The sequence below is a fragment of the Stenotrophomonas sp. ATs4 genome (genome assembly GCF_051861585.1).
Taxonomy (GTDB): domain Bacteria; phylum Pseudomonadota; class Gammaproteobacteria; order Xanthomonadales; family Xanthomonadaceae; genus Stenotrophomonas; species Stenotrophomonas maltophilia_AS.
In genome coordinates, this window is sequence record NZ_JBLYPK010000015.1 from 37,080 (window position 1) to 58,277 (window position 21,198).

A 21,198-nucleotide genomic window follows, 5' to 3' on the forward strand; every position below is an offset into this window, starting at 1 on the left:
TGCTTCCTTTCCCTGGGGTCAGGAACAGCAATGGCGGCGCCACAACCGGCGTTCAAGGTGATTCACGTCATGCGTGGATGTCCGCGCGATCAGTTGGGGTCAGAGCCCCTTCGGGGATCCGACCCCAAGTCGAGCATGGCGTGGATGTCCGCGCGATCAGACCGGGTCAGAGCCCCTTCGGGGATCCGACCCTGAGATCACAACCAGGGCAGGATCCAGTGATCCACCAGCAGGAAGGCGAACAGCGCCATCAGGTAGACGATGGAGTAATAGAACATCTTCATCGAGAACAGCTCGTCCGGCGGGTCCAGCATGCGCCAGGCGTACCAGAGGAACACGGCATTGAGCACGATCGCGCCGCCCAGGTAGAACGCACCGCTCATGCCCACCAGGTACGGCAGCAGGCAGACCAGTGCCAGCACCACCGAATACACCATGATCTGCTTGCGGGTGTGCACCACACCGTGGGTCACCGGCAGCATCGGGATCTCCGCCTTGGCGTAGTCCTCGCGGCGGAAGATCGCCAGCGCCCAGAAGTGCGGCGGCGTCCAGATGAAGATGATCAGCACCAGCAGCGACGAGTACGCCCAGTCCGACGAACCCTGCATACCGGTTACCGCCGCCCAGCCCAGCATCGGCGGCATCGCGCCAGCCAGGCCGCCGATGACGATGTTCTGCGAGGTCGCGCGCTTGAGGTACACGGTGTAGATGACGGCGTAGCCAATCAGCGAAGCGAAGGTCAGCACTGCGGTGATCAGGTTCACCCACAGCACCAGGATCACCATCGACAACACGATCAACACGCTGGCGAACACCAGCACCTGCCATGGCTTGACCTTGCCCACCACCAGCGGCCGCCACGAGGTGCGCGCCATCTGCGCATCGATGTGCGCGTCCAGCAGCTGGTTGATCGCCGCCGCGGCCGACGCCGCCAGCCAGATGCCGAGGAAGCCGAGCACGCCGGCGCGCACCTGCTCCCAGCTGGGCACGCCGGGGATGGCCAGGACCATGCCGACCAGGGCGGTGAAAACGATGAGGGCGACGACCTTGGGCTTGGTCAGGTCCCAGTACTGGCGGTAATTGGAAAACATGGAATCAGTCCGGGGCACGCAGGCGGGCCAGCAGGCTGACCAGCACGAACAACAGGGCAACGGCCACGCCGTTGTGGGCTACCGCTACTTCCAGCGGCAGCGCCAGCTTCACATTGAGGATGCCGAGGGTGACCTGCAGCAGCAGCAGCGCCATCAGCGCGCTGGCCCAGCCACGCATGCTCGGCAACCGGAACAGGCGTACGCCCAGCCACAGCAGGTAGACGGCCACCACCACCGCGAACATGCGGTGCGCCATCTGGATGGCGATACGCGAGGCGCCATCCAGCACGCCCCCTTCGTAGTCCACGCCGATGCCGCGCCACAGGGTGAAACCCTCGACGAAATTGTGCTGCGGCCACCATTGGTTGGCGCAACGCGGGAAGTTGTCCAGCGAGGCGCTGCCGCCGCCGCAGGCCAGCGCCGCGTAGTTGGCGCTGACCCAACCACCCAGTGCGATCTGGGTGACCAACACGGCCACGCCGATGCGCAGCAGCCACTTCAGCTTTGGCGCTTCGGCCAGGGTGATCGGCATGTGCGTTGCGCGCCAGGCCATCCACACCAACAGGCCGAACATCAGCATGCCGCCCAGCAGGTGACCCATCACCACCACCGGCTTGAGCAGCAAGGTCACCGTCCACATGCCCAGCAGAGCCTGGAAGATCACCACCGCCAGGGTCAGCAGTGCAGCGCGCGCCAGGTCGATGTTGCTCCAGCGCAGTGCGGCGATCAGCAGGATCGCCTCGCCAATCAACGCCAGCACGCTGGCCGTGCCATGCCAGCCCATCATGTACAGCGGTATGCCGGCGGCCACCAGTACGCAGGCGGTCACCACCGCCGTGCTTCCGAAGCGTCGTTTGCGCGTGGCCAGCAGCGCCAGGGTCAGGATCTCGATGCCCAGCGCGCCAGCCAGGAAGCGGTGCACCTGCTCACGCCAGGCCTTGTGGGTTTCCAGCGGACGGATGTCGGTTGCCGGGTGGCCAATGGTCTCTTCCACGTGCTGCGGCCAGGTGGCCTGGCCATAGCAGGTCGGCCAGTCCGGGCAGCTCAGCCCGGCATCGGACAGGCGCACGAAGGCACCGAACATGATCGTGCTCGCGGTCATGATCATGGCGAACCACGCCAGGCGGTGGAAATTGCGGTGCAGCGCCGGACGCGCGGAAAGGCTCATCAAACGGGACTCACTTCAGTTTCAGCAACGTGGCCATGTCCTTGCGCAGGCCACCCAGGTCGGTGCCCGGGGCATGACGCATGATCACGAAGCCGTTCGGATCGATCACGTAGACCGGCAATCCCGCCGGATCGTCGACGCCAGGCAGCGCCGCGCGCAGGGCTGGCGACGGAGCCAGCGGCCGCAACGCGGGCAGCGAGGCGATCGACGCCGGTGGCGTTCCCAGCCACAGAATCTCGACATTATCGGCGTTATGGCCGAACAGCTGCCACACCTTGCCCAGTCCCTGCGACAAAGTGACGCACTGCGCGTCACAGTTGCCGGCCGGTGCCACCAGCAGACGCCAGGTACGGGCCTCGGGGTTCCAGGCGTAGGGCTGGCCGCTGGCCAGGGTCGGCGCCTGCTGGCGCAGATCCACCGGCGGCTTCAGCAACTGGCCCGCATTGCGGTGCCCGGTCGGCTGCCAGCCGGTGAAGCGCAGCACGGCGGCCAGCGCCATCGCCCCGAAGAACACGGCAAACAGCAGCACCAGGGTCCGGCGGCCGGAGCCGCGCGCCTGCGGGGACGTAGCAGTGTTCATGCGGGGCATTTTCTCATGGTTGGGTAAGGGATGCCGGCCAGCGGCCGGCACTACCGGGTAATCACGCGCCTCCGGCGCCGCTCCAGCACCAGCGCCACCACCAGCACGGTCAGGGCCAGCCCGAACCACTGCACGGCGTAGCCCAGGTGGCGCTGCGGCGGCAGCGTGTTCGGCAACAGGTCCAGGTCGCGCTCGTCACCGAACGGCAGCGCTGGATCCAGTCGCAGCACCCGCTCGGGCAGTGCGGGCAATTCCAGTGCTGACGCCAGGCCCTCGGCGGGCAAGCGGCTGGCCAGCCAGCGCCCGGCCTCCCCGGTAGCGGAGAACGCCGGGCCCAGTGCCAGCCCGGCCGACGGTGGTGGCGCCAGCAGCCCGCGCACCGCCACCGGCGAAGGTGGTGCCGGCACATCCGGCAGGGTGCGATCCGGCGGCAGCGCGCGCCAGCCTAGATCGACCAGCATCACGCTGCCCTCGTCACTGCGGAATGGGCGGTAGATCTTCACTCCAGCGCGGCCATGCCGGGTCTGGTTGTCCAGCAGCACCACGCCGGGCAGGAAACGACCATGGTCGGCCACGCCGTGCAATGCGCCGGGAGCCGCCAGCGCCTGCGCCAACGTCATCACCTGCGCCGCAGCTGGACCTTGTGCATCCAACATTGCCTGTTTGGCATGCATGCGCTGCAACTGCCACAGCCCCAATCCAGTGAACGCGGCCATCGCCAGCAGCGCCAACAACCATCCGATCAGGGGCGTGTGCTGGCGCATCATGACAAGTCCGCGCAAACGCGGTCAGATAGGCACATCCACCCTGCCCTCGAGCCGCGCATGAGTGATTCGCTGAAGACCCTGCTGGTAATCGCGTTTCTGATCGTCATCGTCTGGAACCTGGGCGCCGGCCTGTATTACCTGCTGGTCGACCGCGGCCAGACCAAGCGCACGGTCAACGCACTGACGCGCCGCATCGGGGTGTCGGTGGCCTTGATCGTACTGGTGATCGTGAGCATCTACATGGGCTGGATCAAACCGCACGGCATCGGCGGCTGAGGCCACCGATGCGTGCGTGATCAAAGCACGTAGACGAACATGAAGAGCATCAGCCACACCACGTCGACGAAGTGCCAGTACCACGCGGCGGCTTCGAAACCGAAATGGTTGTCGCGGGTGAAGTGCCCCTTGGCCGAACGCAGCCACATCACGATCAACATGATCGTGCCCAGCAGCACGTGCGCGCCGTGGAAGCCGGTCAGCATGAAGAACGTCGAACCGTAGATGCCCGAGCCGAGCGTCAGGTTCAATTCCTTGTAGGCGTGGATGTACTCCTCCGCCTGCAGGGTCAGGAAGCCGAGACCAAGCACTACAGTGATGCCCAGCCAGATCAGCAGCTGGCGGCGGTTGCCAGCCTTCAGCGCGTGATGGGCGATGGTCAGGGTCACGCCGGAGGTCAGCAGGATCAACGTGTTGATCAGCGGCAGGCCCCAGGCCGGGATGGTCTGGAACGCACCGCCGATCGCTGCCGGCCCGTTGGTCGGCCAACCCGCCGAATAACCCTGCCAGAGCAGCTCGTTGGTCATCACCCCGCGGCCTTCGCCACTGAGCCAGGACAGACCCAGGTTGCGGGTGTAGAACAGCGCACCGAAGAAGGCGCCGAAGAACATCACTTCGGAGAAGATGAACCAGATCATCCCCATCCGGAATGATCCATCCACCTGGTGGTTGTAGTTGCCGGCCTGCGATTCGCGCACCACGTCGCTGAACCACCAGAACAAGGTCAGCACCAGCATCGCCACGCCGATGTAGAACGTCCAGCGGCCCCAACTGGCATCGTTGAGCCAGCTGGCCACGCCGACCATCGTCACCATCATCGCGATGGAACCGACGAACGGCCACTTGCTCTGGGCCGGGACGAAGTACACGTTGGCGTCGGTAGGTGTCTGGGCCATGGTCGGTATCCGGGTCAGGGAGCAGCGTGGGCGCCTGCCGAGGCAGCGGCGGGAGCCAGCCGATCGGACAACGCATCGTTGCGGTAGAAGGTGTAGGACAAGGTGATCGTCCTGATCTCGGGCGGCAGGTCCGGATCGACGATGAAACGCACCGGCATGTCGCGCTTCTCGCCGGCCTGCAGCGTCTGCGCGGTGAAGCAGAAGCACTCGGTCTTGCTGAAGAACCCTGACGCCCGCGCCGGTGCCACCGAAGGCACCGCGCTGCCGACCACGGCCTGCTGGCTGTCGTTGCGGGCGAAGTACAGCGCTTCGTTGAGCTCGCCGGGCACCACGTCCATGGTCAACTGTTCGGGATGGAACGACCACGGCAGCCGTGAATTGACGCCGCCATCGAATTCCACGCGCACGGTGCGCTTGCCATTGGCGGCACTGGCGCTGGCCTCGCTGCCGGGGCCGCGCTCCAGGCGCACGCCGAACACCTTCTCGCAGGCGATGCGGTACAGCGGCACCAGCGAGAACGTAAGCAGGAACACGGCCACCGCCACGCCGATCAGGCGCGGCAGCCCGGCACTGCGGGATGCGGTGCTGGCCGGTGCTTCGCTCATCGGCCGATCACCCCGCTGAGGATGAAACCGACGTACACCAGCACGGCGATGGCGCCGACCCACATCGCCGTGCGCTTGGCGCGCTGGCGTTGCTGTTCAATGCTTCCGCTCTGGTAAGGCCGACCGCTGGTCGGCTGCTCTTCGGTGTTGTAGAGCCGAGCCATGCTCGGCTGCTTTTCGTCAGTCGAGCTTGGCTCGACTCTACCCAAGGCATCAGCCGAGCATGGCTCGGCTCTACAGGTCTGCAGCGGGCTCTCGTTATGCATGTCCCACCTCAATGCGTGATGTCGTCATGCGCCAGATCCCCCGGGCGGATGGTCGGCGGCGTGGTGAAGGTGTGCGCCGGTGCCGGTGACGGCAGCGTCCACTCCAGTCCACGCGCGCCTTCCCAGGAACGCGCCTCGGCCTTCTCGCCATTGCGCAGCGAGGACAGCAGGATCGCGGCCATCATGAACGGGGTGGCGAACATGCCGAACGCACCGATCGAGCTGATCAGGTTCCAGTCGGCGAAGGCCACGCTGTAATCGGGAATGCGGCGCGGCATGCCGGCCAGGCCGAGGAAGTGCTGCGGGAAGAACAGCAGATTGACGAACACGATCGACCACCAGAAGTGCACCTTGGCCCACTTCTCGCTGTACATGCGCCCGGTCCACTTCGGCCACCAGTAGTAGACCGCGGCGATCAGCGCGAATACCGCGCCGGTCACCAGCACGTAATGGAAGTGGGCCACCACGAAGTAGGTGTCGTGGTACTGGAAGTCGGCGGCGACGATGGCCAGCATCAGGCCGGAGAAACCGCCGATGGTGAACAGGATGACGAAGGCCACCGACCACAGCATCGGCGCCTCGAACGTCAGCGAGCCGCGCCACATGGTGCTCACCCAGTTGAATACCTTCACGCCGGTCGGGATCGAGATCAGCATGGTGGCGAACATGAAGTAGATTTCGCCACCCAGCGGCATGCCCACGGTGAACATGTGGTGGGCCCAGACGATGAACGACAGGAATGCGATCGCCGCGGTGGCGTAGACCATCGCCTGGTAACCGAACAGCGGCTTGCGGCTGAAGGTCGGGATGATCTCGCTGACCACGCCGAAGGCGGGCAGGATCATGATGTAGACCTCGGGATGGCCGAAGAACCAGAAGATGTGCTGGAACATCACCGGGTCGCCACCACCGGCCGCGTTGAAGAAGCTGGTGCCGAAGAACTTGTCGGTCAGCAGCATCGTCACCGCACCGGCCAGCACCGGCATCACTGCGATCAGCAGGAACGCGGTAATCAACCACGCCCAGCAGAAGATCGGCATCTTCAGCAGGTCGATGCCCGGCGCGCGCATGTTCAGCACGGTGGCGATGATGTTGATCGCGCCCATGATCGAACTGATGCCGGCCACGTGGATGGCGAACACGGTGAAGGCGACGTTGTAGCCGCCCTGCAGCGACAGCGGCGGATACAGCGTCCAGCCACCGGCCGGCGCACCGCCGGGCAGCAGGAAGGTCAGCAACAGCAGGCTGAAGGCCACCGGCAACAGCCAGAACGACCAGTTGTTCATGCGCGGCAGCGCCATGTCCGGCGCACCGATCTGCAGCGGGATCATCCAGTTGGCCAGGCCGACGAACGCCGGCATCACGCCGCCGAAGATCATCACCAGCGCATGCACGGTGGTCAACTGGTTGAAGATTTCCGGACGGATGTACTGGATGCCGGGCTGGGCCAGTTCCAGTCGGATCAGCACGCTCATGAACGCGCCGATGACGAACATGATGAAGCTGAAACCCAGGTACAGCGTGCCGATGTCCTTGTGGTTGGTCGAGAAGAACCAACGCTCGAAGAAGCTCTGCGGGTGATGGTGATCGTCGTGCCCAACTGCCGAGTGCGCCATTGCAAAACACCTCTCAGGATCGGTTGTCGCCGCGGCCGTGATACGGCCGCGGACAGTTACATCAGGCTCCGCTGGCCGCTGCGGCAGGCGCGTTGCCGGCCTCGGCGGCAGCCGGTGCTGCCGGCTGCGCCGGCGCCTCACTGGCAGGTGCGGCAGGTTCGGCAGGTTCGGCGGGCGCGGCAGGCGTCACCTGTGCAGGCGCAGGCTTGCGCTGCGCCAGCCACTGCTTGAAGTCTTCCTTGGACACCGCCTCGACCACGACCGGCATGAAGCCATGGTCCTTGCCGCACAGCTCGGCACACTGGCCGCGGTAGACACCGGGCTGTTCGATGCTGGTCCAGGCTTCGTTGATGAAGCCGGGGATCGCATCCTGCTTCCAGCCCAGCGCCGGCACCCACCAGGCGTGGATCACGTCGTCGGAGGTGATGACGAAGCGCACCTTGGTATCGACCGGCAGTACCAGCCGGTTGTCCACGTCCAGCAGGTAGTGCGGATGGCTCTCGCGGGTCGGTACCTTGCCACTCTGCCGCATGCGGTCGGACTCGCGGTCCAGGCGGCTGGTGAAGGTGACGTTCTCGCCCAGGTACTCGTACTTCCACATCCACTGGTAGCCGGTGACCTTCACCGTCATCTCGGCATCGCGGGTGTCGTACATCTTGATCAGGTTGGCCGTGGCCGGCCACGCCATCACCACCAGGATGATCACCGGGATCACCGTCCAGATCACCTCGGCCTTGGTGTTGTGGCTGAAGGTAGCGGCGACCGCGCCCTTGGATTTTCGGAACTTGAACATGGCATAGGCCATGGCACCGAACACGATCACGCCGATCACCGTACAGACGATCAGCGAAAGATTGTTCGATTCCCAGGCCAGGCGCGAGGTCTGGGTCACCCCCTTGCCCATGTTCAGCTGCCACGGCTTTGGATCGGCCGCCTGGGCCAGCGCCGTCCCCGGCATCGACAGCAGGGCCCCCATCGCGGCGGCCATTGCAACGCACTTCGTGCCCCACCCTCTGCTTTGCTTCATTGCCTAGACCCTTAGCGTCGTCGGTTGCCGCCATCGCTGGCGGCGAGCAAATCTTCAAGCGTTTCAACAAGCGTTTGACGTTCGGCCGGCGCGAGGAAACTCCCCACCTCCACCTGCCGGCCGCTGGATGCCAGCCGGACCCTCTCATCATCGGTGAGCAGGCGCACCCAGTGGGGGTGGGCCCGGAACACCGGCGATCCACCGGGTACGGGAATGACCTCCACGTACGCCGGCACGACCCGGATCTCCTCCTGCCGTTCACCGCTGCGCCACAACGCGCGCAACGCGGCTGCCAGCAGCAGGCTGTACAGCAGCGCGAACACGGGGGCGAATGCATTGCCGGCCAACCACCCGAGGGCGGACACCAGCCACATCGCTCCCGACAACACAGCAAACAACAGGACGAACTGCCGGGCATCAAGCGCCCGTGGGGGACGCAGTCGCAGCTGCGTACCTGATCCATCTGGAGCTGTCAGCACCTCGATCATGTCGCAACCGCGTTCCTGCCGCGGGAAACGTCTCGATGGTAGCCCCGCCCTCTCGCCAGTAGCAAGGGTGCATTCACACTTTTTCCGATGCTGCAACACAGCATGACCCCGGCAACGCATATGACGAATTCAGCACAAATACTGCCGCGCTTGCTGAACACGCTGAACCCACCACGGCTAGGGGCTATCAGCCCTTCACGAAGGGGGCTTCAGGGCACTTCCCCAAGGCGCAAAAATGATTAAAATCGCCAAGTTTTCCATTGGCCGGACCGGCATGAACGCACCCTCCTCTCTCCCTGCTGCCGGCGACGCTCTGCGTTCCCCGGCGCTGCTGTCGCCGGAACTGCCGGCGTCCCCCAACCCGTTCCGCCAGGCCATCACCGATGGCTGGCTGAAGGACGAGGCCAGCCACGTCCGCGAGCTGCTGGCGCAGGCCCGCCTGCCCGCCGAGGAACAGGCCAAGGTGCAGGCGCTGGCCGCCGACCTGGTCGCCCGCGTGCGCGTGCGCGCCAAGGACCAGGGCGCGATCGAAGCCTTCATGCGCCAGTACGACCTGGGCAGCGAGGAAGGCGTGCTGCTGATGTGCGTGGCCGAAGCGCTGCTGCGCATTCCGGACCAGGACACCGCCGACAAGCTGATCCGCGACAAGCTGGCCGATGCCGACTGGGAAAAGCATCTGGGCGGCAGCGACTCGGTGCTGGTCAACGCCTCGACCTGGGGCCTGATGCTGACCGGCAAGCTGGTGCAGATGAACGACGCCACCCGCGCCGATGCCCCCAGCGCGTTCAAGCGCCTGGTCGGCCGCGTGGGTGAGCCAGTGGTGCGCCTGGCCGTGCGCCAGGCGATGAAGATCATGGGCCACCAGTTCGTCATGGGCCGCACCATCAGCGAAGCGCTGTCGCGCTCGCACAAGGGCGACAACGCGAACTACCGCTACTCCTTCGACATGCTCGGAGAAGGCGCGCTGACCATGAAGGACGCGCTTCGCTACCTCGAAGACTACCGTCGTGCGATCCACGCCATCGGCGGCGATCACAAGGCACGCGGAGGCCGCCCGGACGGCGACGTCAACAATGCCCCGGGCATCTCCATCAAGCTGTCGGCGCTGTACCCGCGCTACGAGCATGCCAAGCGCGAGCGCGTGCTGACCGACCTGGTGCCGGGCGTGCTGGAACTGGCGCAGCTGGCGAAGAGCTACGGCATCGGCTGCACCGTCGACGCCGAAGAGTCCGACCGCCTGGAACTGTCGCTGGACATCATCGAGCAGGTGTTCGGCGATGCCTCGTTGGCCGGCTGGGATGGCTTCGGCGTGGTCGTGCAGGCCTACCAGAAGCGCACCCCGTACACGATCGACCACCTGGCCGACATGGCGCGCCGCGCCGGACGCCGCCTGCAGGTGCGCCTGGTCAAGGGCGCCTACTGGGACGCCGAGATCAAGCGCGCGCAGATCGAAGGCTATCCGGGCTATCCGGTGTTCACCCGCAAGCAGAACACCGACGTGTCCTACCTGGCGTGTGCCAAGCGTCTGTTCACCCATGCCGACGCGATCTACCCGATGTTCGCCACGCACAACGCGCACACCATCGCCGCGGTGCGCAGCATCGCCAATGGCGGTGTGTACGAACACCAGAAGCTGCACGGCATGGGCGATGACCTGTACGCCGAAGTGGTGCCGGCCGATCGCTTGAACCTGCCCTGCCGCGTGTACGCACCGGTGGGTTCGCATGAAGACCTGCTGCCGTACCTGGTGCGCCGCCTGCTGGAAAACGGCGCCAACTCCAGCTTCGTCAACCGCATCACCGACGAGCGCGTCCCGATCGCCGACCTGATCCGCGATCCGGTCGAGATGGTCGCCTCGTTCGAATCGATTCCGCATCCCAAGATCCCGCTGCCGGTTGACCTGCTGCGCAGCCAGAACCACGACAGGAAGAACTCCATGGGCGCCAACCTCGCCAACGACAACGAACTGCGCGCCCTGGCCGAGCAGCTCAACGCCGCCGTCAAGCCGTGGTCGGCCGCGCCGCTGGTGCCGGGTGCAAACCCGGCCGGCGCCACGCAGCCGGTGACCAACCCGGCCGACACCCGCGAAGTGGTTGGCCAGTGGCTGGCCGCCGATGCCGCCACCGTGCAGAAGGCGCTGGCCAATGCCGTGGCTGCACAGCCGGCCTGGAACCGCACCCCGGCCGCCAGCCGCGCCGCCATCCTCGAACATGCCGCCGACCAGCTGGAAGCGCGCATGCCCGAGTTCATGGCGCTGTGCGTGAAGGAAGCCGGCAAGAGCCTGCCCGACGGCATCGCCGAAGTGCGCGAAGCCGTGGATTTCCTGCGCTACTACGCCAAGCAGGCGCGCGAGCAGTTCAGCCACGCCGAGAAGCTGCCGAGCCCGACCGGTGAATCCAACGAGCTGCAGCTGCACGGCCGTGGCGTGTTCGTCTGCATCAGCCCGTGGAACTTCCCGCTGGCGATCTTCCTGGGCCAGGTCGCTGCCGCCCTGGCCGCCGGCAACAGCGTCATCGCCAAGCCGGCCGAGCAGACCAACCTGATCGGCTACTACGCGGTGAAGCTGCTGCACGACGCCGGCGTGCCCGCCGAAGTGGTGCAGTTCCTGCCGGGCGACGGTGCCACCGTCGGTGCCGCGCTGACCGCCGACCCGCGCGTGGCCGGCGTGGCCTTCACCGGCTCCACCGATACCGCCCGTGCGATCAACCGCGCGATGGCCGCACGTGATGCTGCCATCGGCGTGCTGATTGCCGAGACCGGTGGTCAGAACGCCTTCATCGCCGACTCCTCGGCACTGCCGGAACAGCTGGTCAAGGACGCGATCGGTTCGGCCTTCACCTCCGCCGGCCAGCGCTGTTCGGCCGCGCGCGTGCTGTTCGTGCAAGACGACATCGCCGACAAGGTGATGACCATGCTGGCCGGCGCGATGAAGGAACTGAAGGTCGGCAACCCCGGTTTGCTGTCCACCGACGTCGGCCCGGTGATCGACGCCGACGCGCTGCAGATCCTGCAGGACCACGCCGTGCGCATGGACCGCGAAGCACGCCTGATCGCTGCCGCCGAGCTGTCGGCTGAGGCAGCCAACGGCACCTTCTTCGCACCGCGCGCGTATGAGCTGAAGGACCTGGGCCAGCTGCAGAAGGAAGTGTTCGGTCCGGTGCTGCACGTGATCCGCTGGAAGGGCGACCAGCTCGACGCGGTGATCGACCAGATCAACGCCACCGGCTACGGCCTGACCCTGGGCGTGCATTCGCGCATCGACGAAACCGTCGACCGCATCAGCAACGGCGTCCACGTCGGCAACGTCTACGTCAACCGCAACCAGATCGGTGCGGTGGTCGGCGTGCAGCCGTTCGGCGGCCAGGGCCTGTCCGGCACCGGTCCGAAGGCCGGCGGCCCGCACTACCTGCTGCGCTTCGCCACCGAAAAGACGGTGACGGTGAACACCACCGCCGCCGGTGGCAACGCCTCGCTGCTGACCCTGGGCGACTGATCGCCCGGTTGATGCGGTAAACGAAAAACCCCGCGAAAGCGGGGTTTTTTGTGCCTCTGTTTCATGTAGAACCGAGCCCATGCTCGGCTTGTACGGTGCAGCCGAGCATGGGCTCGGCGCTACAGTGTTTCAGGCGCCGTGCCGGCCTCATCCCGCATCAGGCTGCGCCAATGGCGCAACGCCACCAGCGCGTTGATCCAGAAGCCCACGTACAGGATCGAGGTCAGGTGCAGGCCACGGCTGTAGTACAGCGGCACCGCAACGGTGTTCACCAGCAGCCACACCCACCACGATTCCAGCTTGCGCCGCATCATCAGGATCTGCGCGATCACGCTCAGCACCAGCACCGCCGAATCGATGTAGGGCGCGTAGGCGTTGGTCAGGTGGGTCAGCATCCAGCCATAGCCGAAGGTCGCCACCACCGCCAGCGGCGCCAGCCAGGCCCATGCGCGTGGTCGCAGCGAGGTGATCGGCAGCGGCGCTCCATGGTCGCCGCGCAGCCACTGCCACCAGCCCAGCAGGCTGATGGCGATGAAGAAGAACTGCAGCACCATGTCCGCGTACAGATGGGAGCGCTCGAACACCGCGGCAAACAGCGCGCAGCCGACGATGCCCAGCCACCAGGTGTGCACGTTGTTGCGCCCGGCCAGCAGGATCGAGCCGGCGACGGCGATGTTGGCTGCCAGCTCCAGCTGGAAGTTCGGATCGGACAGGTTCATGCCGCTATTGTCGTGGATCCGCGCGCCGCGTAGACAACCCGGTAGATCCACACCATGCGTGGATGCCCCAAACCGCCCCAGAAAAAAAGAAGGCCCCGCTTGCGCGGGGCCCTCCGGGTACTGCGTCAGGCCGAGGCCTGGATCAGAACTTGTACTGGAACGAAGCAGCCAGCACGTCGCCACGGACCTTGTACTTGCCCGACAGCGAGTTGCCCTGGTTGGCAGTGGTCGCCGGCACGTTCACGTTCGGGTCGCTTGTGAACAGGTGGGTGTAGCCCAGGTTGTACTCGGTGTTTGCCGACGGGGTCCAGCCCACGCCCAGCGACAGCCACTTGCGGCTGGTATCCGGCACGCGCACGTCGCGGTGGGCGTCGGTGGTCGGGGTCTGGTCCAGCGCAACACCACCGCGCAGGGTGACGGTGTCGCTCAGCTTGTAGTCGGCGCCCAGCGATACGAAGGTGGTGTCGCGGTAACCGAACTTCAGCTCCGAATTCGGCTGCGGCGAAGCGTAGTCGACGGTGACGTTGTCGAACGCGGTCGACCAGGCAGTACGGGTCACGTCGCCCATCACGGTCCAGCGGTCGTTGACCTTGTGGGTCACGCTCAGGGTAGCCGAGGCCGGCATGGTGACGTTGGCCTTGCCGCTGGTGTCCATGAACCAGCCACGGGTGTTCGGCGAGTTGGTCAGCAGGGCACGGGCACGATCGGCGCCGCCGAAGGTCGCATCACCACCGGTGATCTTGTGCTTGACCTTGGAACGGTAGCTCAGGCCGATGTGGGTGTTCTCGTCGATCGAGAACAGACCACCGACGGTCCAGCCCACGGCATTGTTGTCACCTTCGATCTTCAGGGTGCCATCCGAGCTGCCCGGGGTGAAGCCCGGAGCGCCAGCACCGGCCAGGATGCTGCCGTAGTCGATGGCGTTGCTCAGTTCGATGGTCAGGTGCTCGACGAACACCGACGCACCGAAGGACACGTACGGGTTGACGTCATACGACGCGGCGAAGCCGAGGTCGATGGCCTTCAGATCGGTCTTCAGGCCGCTGTAGCGACCCACCCAACCGTTGTCGTATTCGGTCTTGAAGCCGAACGGAGCGGTCAGCGACACACCGAAGTGAGCCTGTTCGCCGATCGGCATGTGGAAATACGCGGCCGGAACCGGGGCGATCATGCCAGCGTCGCCGCCGTTGCCGCCCTGGGCCGGGAAGCCGTTCGGGGTGCGGGCGCTGACGCCGGTACGGCCGGTGCCCTTGTACTTGGCGCCGAAGCTGATGGCGCTGACGTCGCCCTGGATCATGGTGCCTTCCAGCTGGCGCATGCCGGCCGGGTTGACGGCGATGATGGAGGCGTCGCCCTCGGCGCTGCCGGAACCGGCGAACGCGCGGCCGAGGCCCTTGGCGCTGTTTTCCTTCAGCTGGAAGGCGGCAGCGTTGGCATCGGCGGCAGCCAGCGCACCGGCAACGCCGACGGCCAGCAGGGTCAGTCGGGCAATGGTGGAAGCGGTTTGCATCGTAGTTCTCTCTCCGGTAAGCGGTGATGGTGCTCTGAGTGCGCCTGCGCCCGGCAGGCCTTGGGGCCCTTCGGAGCGCGCCGGATTCCCCTCCCGACATACGACGCCGTATGCGAGTATTACCCAGAGCTGTTAATGAAACAATAACAGCGCAGGCGCTTTTTTCGTCTCAAAAGCTGAACAGGACAAATCCCGCCGCAGGCGCCCGCGCGCTAGGCTATTGCCCATGTTCGTCTCCCTCCCGTCGCGCAAGAAGGCGGCCCTGCGCTGGGCCACGCCCGTGCTGTTTGCGGCACTGTGGCTGGCGTTCCTGTGGTCGATCTCGCGCCCGGACGACGCCCGGGGCAGTCTCTGGCTGGACTGGGGCGCCCTGTCCACCGGCCTGACCCACCCGCTGGACTGGTGGGCAACCCTGCAGGACGGCAGCGTGCTGCGCCTGTTCACCGCCCTGTTCCTGCACGCGGACTGGTCGCACCTGCTGGGCAACCTGGTGTTCCTGCTGATCTTCGGCCTGCCCGCCGAGCGGGTGCTGGGGCCGTGGCGGTTGCTGCTGCTGTTCCTGGTGGGCGGCGCGGTATCGAACCTGGTCGCGATCTACACCATGGGCAGCCCGGACCAGATCATCATCGGTGCCAGCGGCGCGGTGTCGGCGCTGATCGGTGCCTACCTGGCCCTGTTCCCGGGCGCCCGGCTGGGCGTGGTGATCCCGCTGGGCCTTTTCCTGGAGTTCGTGCGTGCCCCGGCCTACCTGCTGATCGGCGTCTGGGCCGCACTGCAGGTGGTGTTCGCCCACATTGGCCCGAGCTTCGGCATGGTCGCCTGGTGGGCACACATCGGCGGCTTCATGTTCGGCCTGGTGTACGGGGTCTACGTGCGCGCGGCGATCGCGCGCAAGCTGCGCAAGCGCCACGGGTTCTGACAGGTCCGGTAGTGCCGGCCACCGGCCGGTTCCACGCTCCGTTGCTACCTCCCCGGGGCGATACCGGGCCGGAATCGATCTTCGCCGGGCATGGCCCGGCGCTACCTCAGGGCTTGGCCGGGACCGGTGCGGGCTTTGCTTCCGGCTTTGCTTCCGGCTTTGCTTCCGGCTTTGCTTCCGGCTTTGCTTCCGGCTTTGCTTCCGGCTTTGCTTCCGGCTTCGGCTCGGCGCTCGCGTCCGGCTTGACCTGCGGCTTTGCGGCCTCCGCTTTCGCAGCCTTGGCCGCGGCGGCCTTGGCGGCCTCGGCTTTCAGGCGTGCAGCTACGGAACCCGGGTTCTTCAGCTCGGCCAGCGCGTCGTTGATCGGGCCATCGCCCGGCAGCACTGCACCGGCGTGGTAACCCTCGGTGCCTTCGTCGTCGCCACGCAGGTGGCCCGGCAGGGTCGCTTCGCTGTAGTCGCTCAGGCTGGCGGGCAGGGCATCCTCTTCCGGGCGCGCGGCAGGCTTCAGTTCGACCTCCGGCACGATGCCGGTGGCCTGGATCGACTTGCCGCTGGGCGTGTAATAACGCGCGGTGGTGAGCTTCACCGAATCGCCGTTGTCCAGCGGCAGCACGGTCTGCACCGATCCCTTGCCGAAGGTGCGGCTGCCAATCACGCGCGCACGCTTGTTGTCGCGCAGCGCGCCGGCCAGCACTTCCGAAGCACTGGCCGAACCGGCATCGACCAGCACCATCACCGGTGCACCCTTCAACAGGTCGCCCGGCGTTGCATCGAAGCGTGCATCGCTGATGCTGATGCGGCCACGGGTGCTGACGATGTTGCCCTTGTCGAGCAGGTCATCGGCGACCTGCACGGCGGCGGTCAACAGGCCACCCGGGTTGCTGCGCAGATCCAGTACCAGGCCCTTGAGCTGACCACCGGACTGCTTCTGCAGCTGCTGCACATGCTTCTGGAAATCCGAACCGGTGTCGGCCTGGAAGGTGCTCAGGCGGATGTAGCCGTAGCCCGGCTCCAGCAGGCGGCTGCGCACGCTGGTCACGCGGATGGTCTGGCGGGTGAGGCTGACATCGAACGGCTTGGGCTTGCCTTCGCGCACGATGGTCAGCACCACCTTGCTGCCAGCAGCGCCTCGCAGCGGTTCGCTGGCGTCGATCTTGCTGATCGGCTTGCCGTCGATGGCGATGATCAGATCACCGGCAAGGATGCCGGCCTTCGCCGCAGGCGTGTCGTCGATCGGCGAGATCACCTTCATGCTGGCGTTGTCCGGCTGCTGCTGCAGTTCCACGCCGATGCCTTCATAGGCGCCGCTGGCCTGCTCGTCGAAGGCCTGCGCGTCTTCCTTGTTGAAATAGGTGCTGTGCGGATCAAGGTCGAGCAGCAGCCCGCGCACCGCCGACTGCATCAGCTTCTTGTCATCGACCGGATCGACGTAGGCGGCGCGAACCGCGTTGTAGACCGCCACGAAGCGACGGATGTCTTCCAGCGGCACCTTCGAGGTCACCGCCTCCTCGCTGTTCGCCGCCTGCCCGCTGGTTTCCTGGCTCGGGGCGGGCGCGGTCTGCTGCGCCCAGGACAGCGCTGGCAACAGAGCCAGCAAGAGGGTGGCGGTACGGGCTGCGCGCATGGATCACTCCTGTCGACGATGGCATCGTGCCCAAGGCACATGCACCGATTATGCGCGAAGCGTGGCTAAATTCCCGTTGAATCCAGCGGCGTGCGGCCAGCCGGAATTCAGCGCCGCTGCAGCCAGCTGTCCGGGTTGACCGGCTGCCCGCCACGACGCAGCTCAAAGTACAGCGCGGTGACGCCCTGGCCGCCGGAATTACCGACCTTTGCCACCGCGTCGCCACGGCTGACCCGGGCACCGGCATCCTTGAGCAGGGTGTCGTTGTGCGCGTAGAGGCTCATGTAGCCGTTGCCGTGGTCGACGATCAGGATCATGCCGTAGCCGGTCATCCAGTCGGAGAACACCACAGTGCCATCGGCCACGGCAGTAACGGTGCTGCCCGCCGGCGCGCCGATCAGGACGCCGCTGCTGGTGCGCCCATCAGGCAGCTTGCCGCCATAGCGCGCCAGCAGGTTGCCGGACAACGGCCAGCCCAGGCCACCGACCTTCGGCGCAGGCGCCGAGGCCACTGCAGGCGGAACCTTGGTGGGCGGCGGCGGCCGCCCCTGTGCTGCGGCCTGGCGTGCGGCACGTTCGGCCGCGGCCTTCTCTGCTGCGGCACGACGCGCTGCGGCTCGGCGCTCTGCTTCGGCGCGGGCAGCTGCAGCGCGCAGGTTGGCCAGCAGCGTTTCCAGCGCCTTGGCATCCTGGCCCAGCGCCTGTTCCTTCTCGCGCTGGTCCTTGAAGCGCTCGTCCAGCGAGGCCACGGTCTTTGCGCGATCGCGACGGTCGGCTTCCAGCGCCGCAGCCTGCTGCTTCTGGTCCTGCTGTGCACCCTGCAGCTTCTGCTTGCGCTGGGCGATCTGCGCCTGCAGCGCTTCCAGTTCCTTCAGGTCGGCGGTCAGCGTGGTGATGCGCTGCGCGCGTTCGCGCTGCAGGTAGCGATGGTAGGCCAGGGCGCGGTTGGCATCGGCCACGGTGTCCTGGGACAACAGCAGCTTCAGCGGTGCGTGGTTGCCCAACTGATACGCCGCGCGCAGCAGCCCGGCCAGCTCGCGGTGCTGCTGGGCCAGGTTGGCCTGCAGGGTGCTGCGGCGCTGCTCGGCTTCGGCCAAGGCGTGGCCCTGCTCGCGCAGCGCGGTTTCGGTCTGCGCCAGCACACGGCCGGTGCGGGCTACCTTCTCATCTGCCTCGCGCAGCTGTTGCGAGGCCTGCCCCCGCTGTCCTTCGATCTGCCGGCGTTCCTGCGCCACACCTTTCAGTTCGCTGCGCAGCTTCTGCAGCTTGCGCTCGGCCTCGCGCGTGGTCTGCGCAGCCCCGGGCAGCGGCAGGGCCAGCGCCAATGCCAGCCCCAACAGCAGGCAGCGCCCGCCGCGTTGGGCGGCGATGTGATGTCGGCGTGATGGGAAGGCGTTGTCGCGCAAGGGCTTTCCAGTGACTTCAGGCAGTTGCAGGGGGTACCGGGGAATGGTGACATCTCCGCACGCGGCCTGCCAGCCGCACATCCATCGAGGTCCCCATGAAATCTCTTTCCATTCCGCTGCTGTTGGGCGTGCTGCTCGCCACCGGGCCGGTTGCGGCCCAGGAAGACATCAGCAAGGTCAACGGCAGCATCAGCGCCGACGCCGGCCAGCGCTACGGCAAGCTGGACACGGTCAACGGCGGCATCCGTGTGGGCGAAGGCGTCGAGACCGGCAGCATCGACACCGTCAACGGCGGGGTGAAGGTTGCCGACCGCGCACGCACCGGCAAGATCGAAACGGTCAACGGCGGTGTACGCCTGGGCCGCGAAGTGATTGCCCGCGGCAGTGTCAGCACCGTCAACGGCAGCATCTTCACCGATCGCGGCAGCCAGATCGAAGGCGGTGTCGAGACCGTGAACGGCGGCATCGGCCTGGTCGAGAGCCGCGTTGGCAACGATGTCGAGACTGTGAACGGTGACATCACCGTCGGCATCGGTTCGCAGGTGAACGGTGGCGTGCACGTGCGCAAGCCGAACTTCAGTGTCTCGCTCACCGCCAGCCGCAAGCCGCGGGTGATCATTGGCCCGAACGCCGTGGTCAACGGCCCGTTGCAGTTCGAGCGCGAGGTGGTGCTGTACGTGCATCGCACCGCCCGTATCGGCCCGGTCACCGGCGCCGAGCCGATCCCGTTCGACACCGAAACCGCTCCGGCGGATTGAGCGCACCGAGCCTAGCGGTTCGGTGATACTCGCTGTTAACGGTCGTGCATGAGGTGCGGCCGCCCTCTGTTTTCCAGGAACCGACGATGCCCCGCAAACTCCTCCTGTGCCTGGCCGCCGCGGCCGCGCTCAGCGCCTGCAAAGGCGAAGACACCCCGGCGCCCGCGCCGGCCACCGACACTTCTGCTGCCAAGCCAGCCGCCCATTCGTTCTCGCCTGAGATCAACGCCGGCGATTTCGCCGAGATGGTCAAGACCCTGGCCTCGGATGAATTCGAAGGCCGCGCGCCGGGCAGCAAGGGCGAAGAGCTGACGGTCAACTACATCCGCGACCAGATGCAGCGCATCGGCCTGCAGCCCGGCAACGGTGACAGCTGGTTCCAGGACGTGCCGATGACCGAGACCACGGCCGATGAAGCGACCGTGCTGAAGATCACCCAGGGCGGCAAGACCACCGAGCTGAAGTTCGGCACCGACATGGTGGTCGGTACCCGTACCGGCCAGGCCGAGGTGAAGGTCGATGCCAGCGACCTGGTGTTCGTGGGCTACGGCGTCGATGCGCCGGAGCAGAAGTGGAACGATTACGCCGGCCAGGACTGGAAGGGCAAGACGGTCGTCATGTTCGTCAATGATCCGGGCTTCCACGTCGATGACGCCAAGCTGTTCGACGGCAAGCGCATGACCTACTACGGCCGCTGGACCTACAAGTTCGAGGAGGCCGCTCGCAAGGGCGCTGCCGCTGCGCTGATCGTTCACGACACCGCGGGCGCTTCCTATGGCTGGGACGTGGTGAAGAACTCATGGGCCGGCCCGCAGTACGACCTGCCGGCCAAGGATGATCCGGAAGCCCGCATCCCGGTGCAGGGCTGGCTGAGTGCGGAGGCTGCCAAGGCGCTGTTCGCCGGTGCCGGCCTGGACCTGGCGCAGGCCTACAAGGACGCCAGCAAGCGCGGCTTCAAGCCGGTGCCGTTGAAGGCCACCGCCGCAGTCGATCTGAAGAGCCAGATCGCGCAGAAGCAGTCACGCAACGTGGTGGGCGTGCTGCCGGGCAGCAGGCGTGCCGACGAAGCCGTGCTGTACATGGCGCACTGGGATCACCTGGGCAAGCATGAGGGTGAGACCGGCGACAACATCTACAACGGGGCGGTCGACAACGCGACCGGCGTGGCCGGCATCCTCGAGGTGGCCGAAGCGATGGCCCACCAGGAGCCGAAGCCGGAGCGTTCGGTGGTGTTCCTGGCGGTGACCCTTGAAGAATCCGGCCTGCTGGGCTCGAAGTACTACGTTGCCCATCCGACCTTCCCGCTGGACAAGATCGCCGGTGTAATCAACATCGACGCGATGTCGGTGGCCGGCCGTGCGAAGGACGTGACCGTCACCGGCTTCGGCAGCTCGGAGCTGGAAGACATCCTCAAGCCGCTGGCTGCGGCCCAGGACCGCACCCTGCATGGTGAGACCTCGGTGCAGAGCGGCTTCTACTTCCGCTCGGATCACTTCAACTTCGCCAAGGCCGGCGTGCCGGCCCTGTACGCCGATGGCGGCGAAGACCTGCGCGACGGTGGCGTGGAGGCCGGCCGCAAGGCTGCGGCCGACTACGGCGCCAACCGCTACCACGGCCCGAAGGACGAGTTCGATGCAGCCACCTGGAAGCTGGACGGCACGGTCGAGGACCTGCAGCTGATGTATGGCGTAGGCAAGGAGCTGGCCGGCGGCGATCGTTGGCCGAACTGGTATGCAGGCAACCCGTTCAAGGCGGCCCGCGATGCGATGATGAAGGACAAGGCACCGGCCGCAGCAAAGTAGAGTCGAGCCAGGCTCGACTGAACATCGTTGAGGTCAAAGCGGCGCCCCTTGGGGCGCCGCTTTTTTTGTGCGCAATCGCACTGCAGTTGTAGCTGCCAACCTTGGTTGGCGTGTTGGTTCCCTGCGGAGAGCATCCACGCATGGCGTGGATCTACTGTTGGTCCGCCTGCCCTTGGTAGTTGCC

General features: G+C 66.2%; 19 protein-coding genes. 5 read left to right on the plus strand and 14 right to left on the minus strand.

Features of this window, described 5'->3' with window-relative positions:
* Positions 1-197 precede the first annotated feature (197 nt).
* The 4 genes from cyoE to ABR323_RS20830 are packed head-to-tail and all read right to left on the minus strand — an operon-like array spanning position 198 to position 3,606.
* Entirely contained in the window at positions 198-1,091 is an 894-nt protein-coding gene (gene cyoE, locus ABR323_RS20815; protein ID WP_004138490.1) for a heme o synthase, read from the minus strand.
* 4 nt (positions 1,092-1,095) lie between these two features.
* Positions 1,096-2,259 (minus strand): COX15/CtaA family protein, encoded by a 1,164-nt coding sequence (locus ABR323_RS20820; RefSeq protein WP_439450669.1) that lies wholly within the window; start codon positions 2,257-2,259, stop codon positions 1,096-1,098.
* A gap of 10 nt (positions 2,260-2,269) precedes the next feature.
* Positions 2,270-2,839, minus strand: coding sequence for a hypothetical protein (locus ABR323_RS20825; protein ID WP_439450670.1), 570 nt, complete (start codon positions 2,837-2,839; stop codon positions 2,270-2,272).
* 50 nt (positions 2,840-2,889) lie between these two features.
* Positions 2,890-3,606, minus strand: coding sequence for an SURF1 family protein (locus ABR323_RS20830; protein WP_439450671.1), 717 nt, complete (start codon positions 3,604-3,606; stop codon positions 2,890-2,892).
* A 57-nt stretch (positions 3,607-3,663) separates the two neighbouring features.
* On the opposite strand from ABR323_RS20830, the gene ABR323_RS20835 reads away from it, so the two are divergent.
* Complete coding sequence (locus ABR323_RS20835) at positions 3,664-3,882, plus strand: twin transmembrane helix small protein (RefSeq protein WP_010484233.1); 219 nt, start codon at positions 3,664-3,666, stop codon at positions 3,880-3,882.
* 20 nt (positions 3,883-3,902) lie between these two features.
* Here the strand turns inward: ABR323_RS20835 and ABR323_RS20840 are convergent, their stop codons facing one another.
* The 6 genes from ABR323_RS20840 to ABR323_RS20865 form a co-directional block, all read right to left on the minus strand.
* Positions 3,903-4,778, minus strand: coding sequence for a cytochrome c oxidase subunit 3 (locus ABR323_RS20840; protein ID WP_135272063.1), 876 nt, complete (start codon positions 4,776-4,778; stop codon positions 3,903-3,905).
* Positions 4,779-4,792: 14 nt separating this feature from the next.
* On the minus strand, positions 4,793-5,383 hold the full coding sequence (locus tag ABR323_RS20845; RefSeq protein ID WP_439450672.1) for a cytochrome c oxidase assembly protein: 591 nt from the start codon (positions 5,381-5,383) through the stop codon (positions 4,793-4,795).
* Positions 5,380-5,649, minus strand: a complete 270-nt coding sequence (locus tag ABR323_RS20850) for a hypothetical protein (RefSeq protein ID WP_439450673.1) — start codon at positions 5,647-5,649, stop codon at positions 5,380-5,382. The genes ABR323_RS20845 and ABR323_RS20850 overlap by 4 nt, the downstream gene beginning before the upstream one ends.
* Positions 5,650-5,657: 8 nt before the next feature.
* Entirely contained in the window at positions 5,658-7,265 is a 1,608-nt protein-coding gene (gene ctaD, locus ABR323_RS20855; RefSeq protein WP_176022036.1) for a cytochrome c oxidase subunit I, read from the minus strand.
* A gap of 61 nt (positions 7,266-7,326) precedes the next feature.
* Positions 7,327-8,292, minus strand: a complete 966-nt coding sequence (gene coxB, locus ABR323_RS20860) for a cytochrome c oxidase subunit II (RefSeq protein ID WP_439450674.1) — start codon at positions 8,290-8,292, stop codon at positions 7,327-7,329.
* Positions 8,293-8,303: 11 nt separating this feature from the next.
* On the minus strand, positions 8,304-8,780 hold the full coding sequence (locus ABR323_RS20865; protein ID WP_135272059.1) for a DUF2244 domain-containing protein: 477 nt from the start codon (positions 8,778-8,780) through the stop codon (positions 8,304-8,306).
* 274 nt (positions 8,781-9,054) lie between these two features.
* On the opposite strand from ABR323_RS20865, the gene putA reads away from it, so the two are divergent.
* Positions 9,055-12,273 (plus strand): bifunctional proline dehydrogenase/L-glutamate gamma-semialdehyde dehydrogenase PutA, encoded by a 3,219-nt coding sequence (gene putA, locus ABR323_RS20870; protein ID WP_439450675.1) that lies wholly within the window; start codon positions 9,055-9,057, stop codon positions 12,271-12,273.
* Positions 12,274-12,392: 119 nt separating this feature from the next.
* Here the strand turns inward: putA and pnuC are convergent, their stop codons facing one another.
* Together pnuC and ABR323_RS20880 are read right to left on the minus strand one after the other, a co-directional pair.
* Complete coding sequence (pnuC, locus tag ABR323_RS20875) at positions 12,393-12,992, minus strand: nicotinamide riboside transporter PnuC (RefSeq protein WP_439450676.1); 600 nt, start codon at positions 12,990-12,992, stop codon at positions 12,393-12,395.
* Between the two features lie 142 nt (positions 12,993-13,134).
* Complete coding sequence (locus tag ABR323_RS20880; RefSeq protein ID WP_439450677.1) at positions 13,135-14,502, minus strand: outer membrane protein transport protein; 1,368 nt, start codon at positions 14,500-14,502, stop codon at positions 13,135-13,137.
* A 226-nt stretch (positions 14,503-14,728) separates the two neighbouring features.
* Between ABR323_RS20880 and ABR323_RS20885 the strand changes: the two genes are divergently transcribed.
* A complete protein-coding gene (locus tag ABR323_RS20885; RefSeq protein ID WP_004138280.1) occupies positions 14,729-15,421 on the plus strand; it encodes a rhomboid family intramembrane serine protease in 693 nt (230 codons plus the stop codon).
* A gap of 106 nt (positions 15,422-15,527) precedes the next feature.
* Here ABR323_RS20885 and ABR323_RS20890 read toward each other — a convergent pair whose 3' ends face one another.
* The gene (locus ABR323_RS20890) at positions 15,528-17,048 is read right to left on the minus strand and encodes a S41 family peptidase (protein ID WP_439450678.1); all 1,521 of its coding nucleotides are present in this window, start codon (positions 17,046-17,048) and stop codon (positions 15,528-15,530) included.
* A gap of 107 nt (positions 17,049-17,155) precedes the next feature.
* Positions 17,156-18,454, minus strand: a complete 1,299-nt coding sequence (locus ABR323_RS20895; RefSeq protein ID WP_439450679.1) for a murein hydrolase activator EnvC family protein — start codon at positions 18,452-18,454, stop codon at positions 17,156-17,158.
* Positions 18,455-18,549: 95 nt separating this feature from the next.
* Here ABR323_RS20895 and ABR323_RS20900 point away from each other — a divergent pair, with 95 nt between their 5' ends.
* The gene (locus tag ABR323_RS20900) at positions 18,550-19,212 is read left to right on the plus strand and encodes a hypothetical protein (RefSeq protein ID WP_439450680.1); all 663 of its coding nucleotides are present in this window, start codon (positions 18,550-18,552) and stop codon (positions 19,210-19,212) included.
* An 86-nt stretch (positions 19,213-19,298) separates the two neighbouring features.
* Entirely contained in the window at positions 19,299-21,014 is a 1,716-nt protein-coding gene (locus ABR323_RS20905; protein WP_439450681.1) for a M28 family metallopeptidase, read from the plus strand.
* Positions 21,015-21,198: the final 184 nt, after the last annotated feature.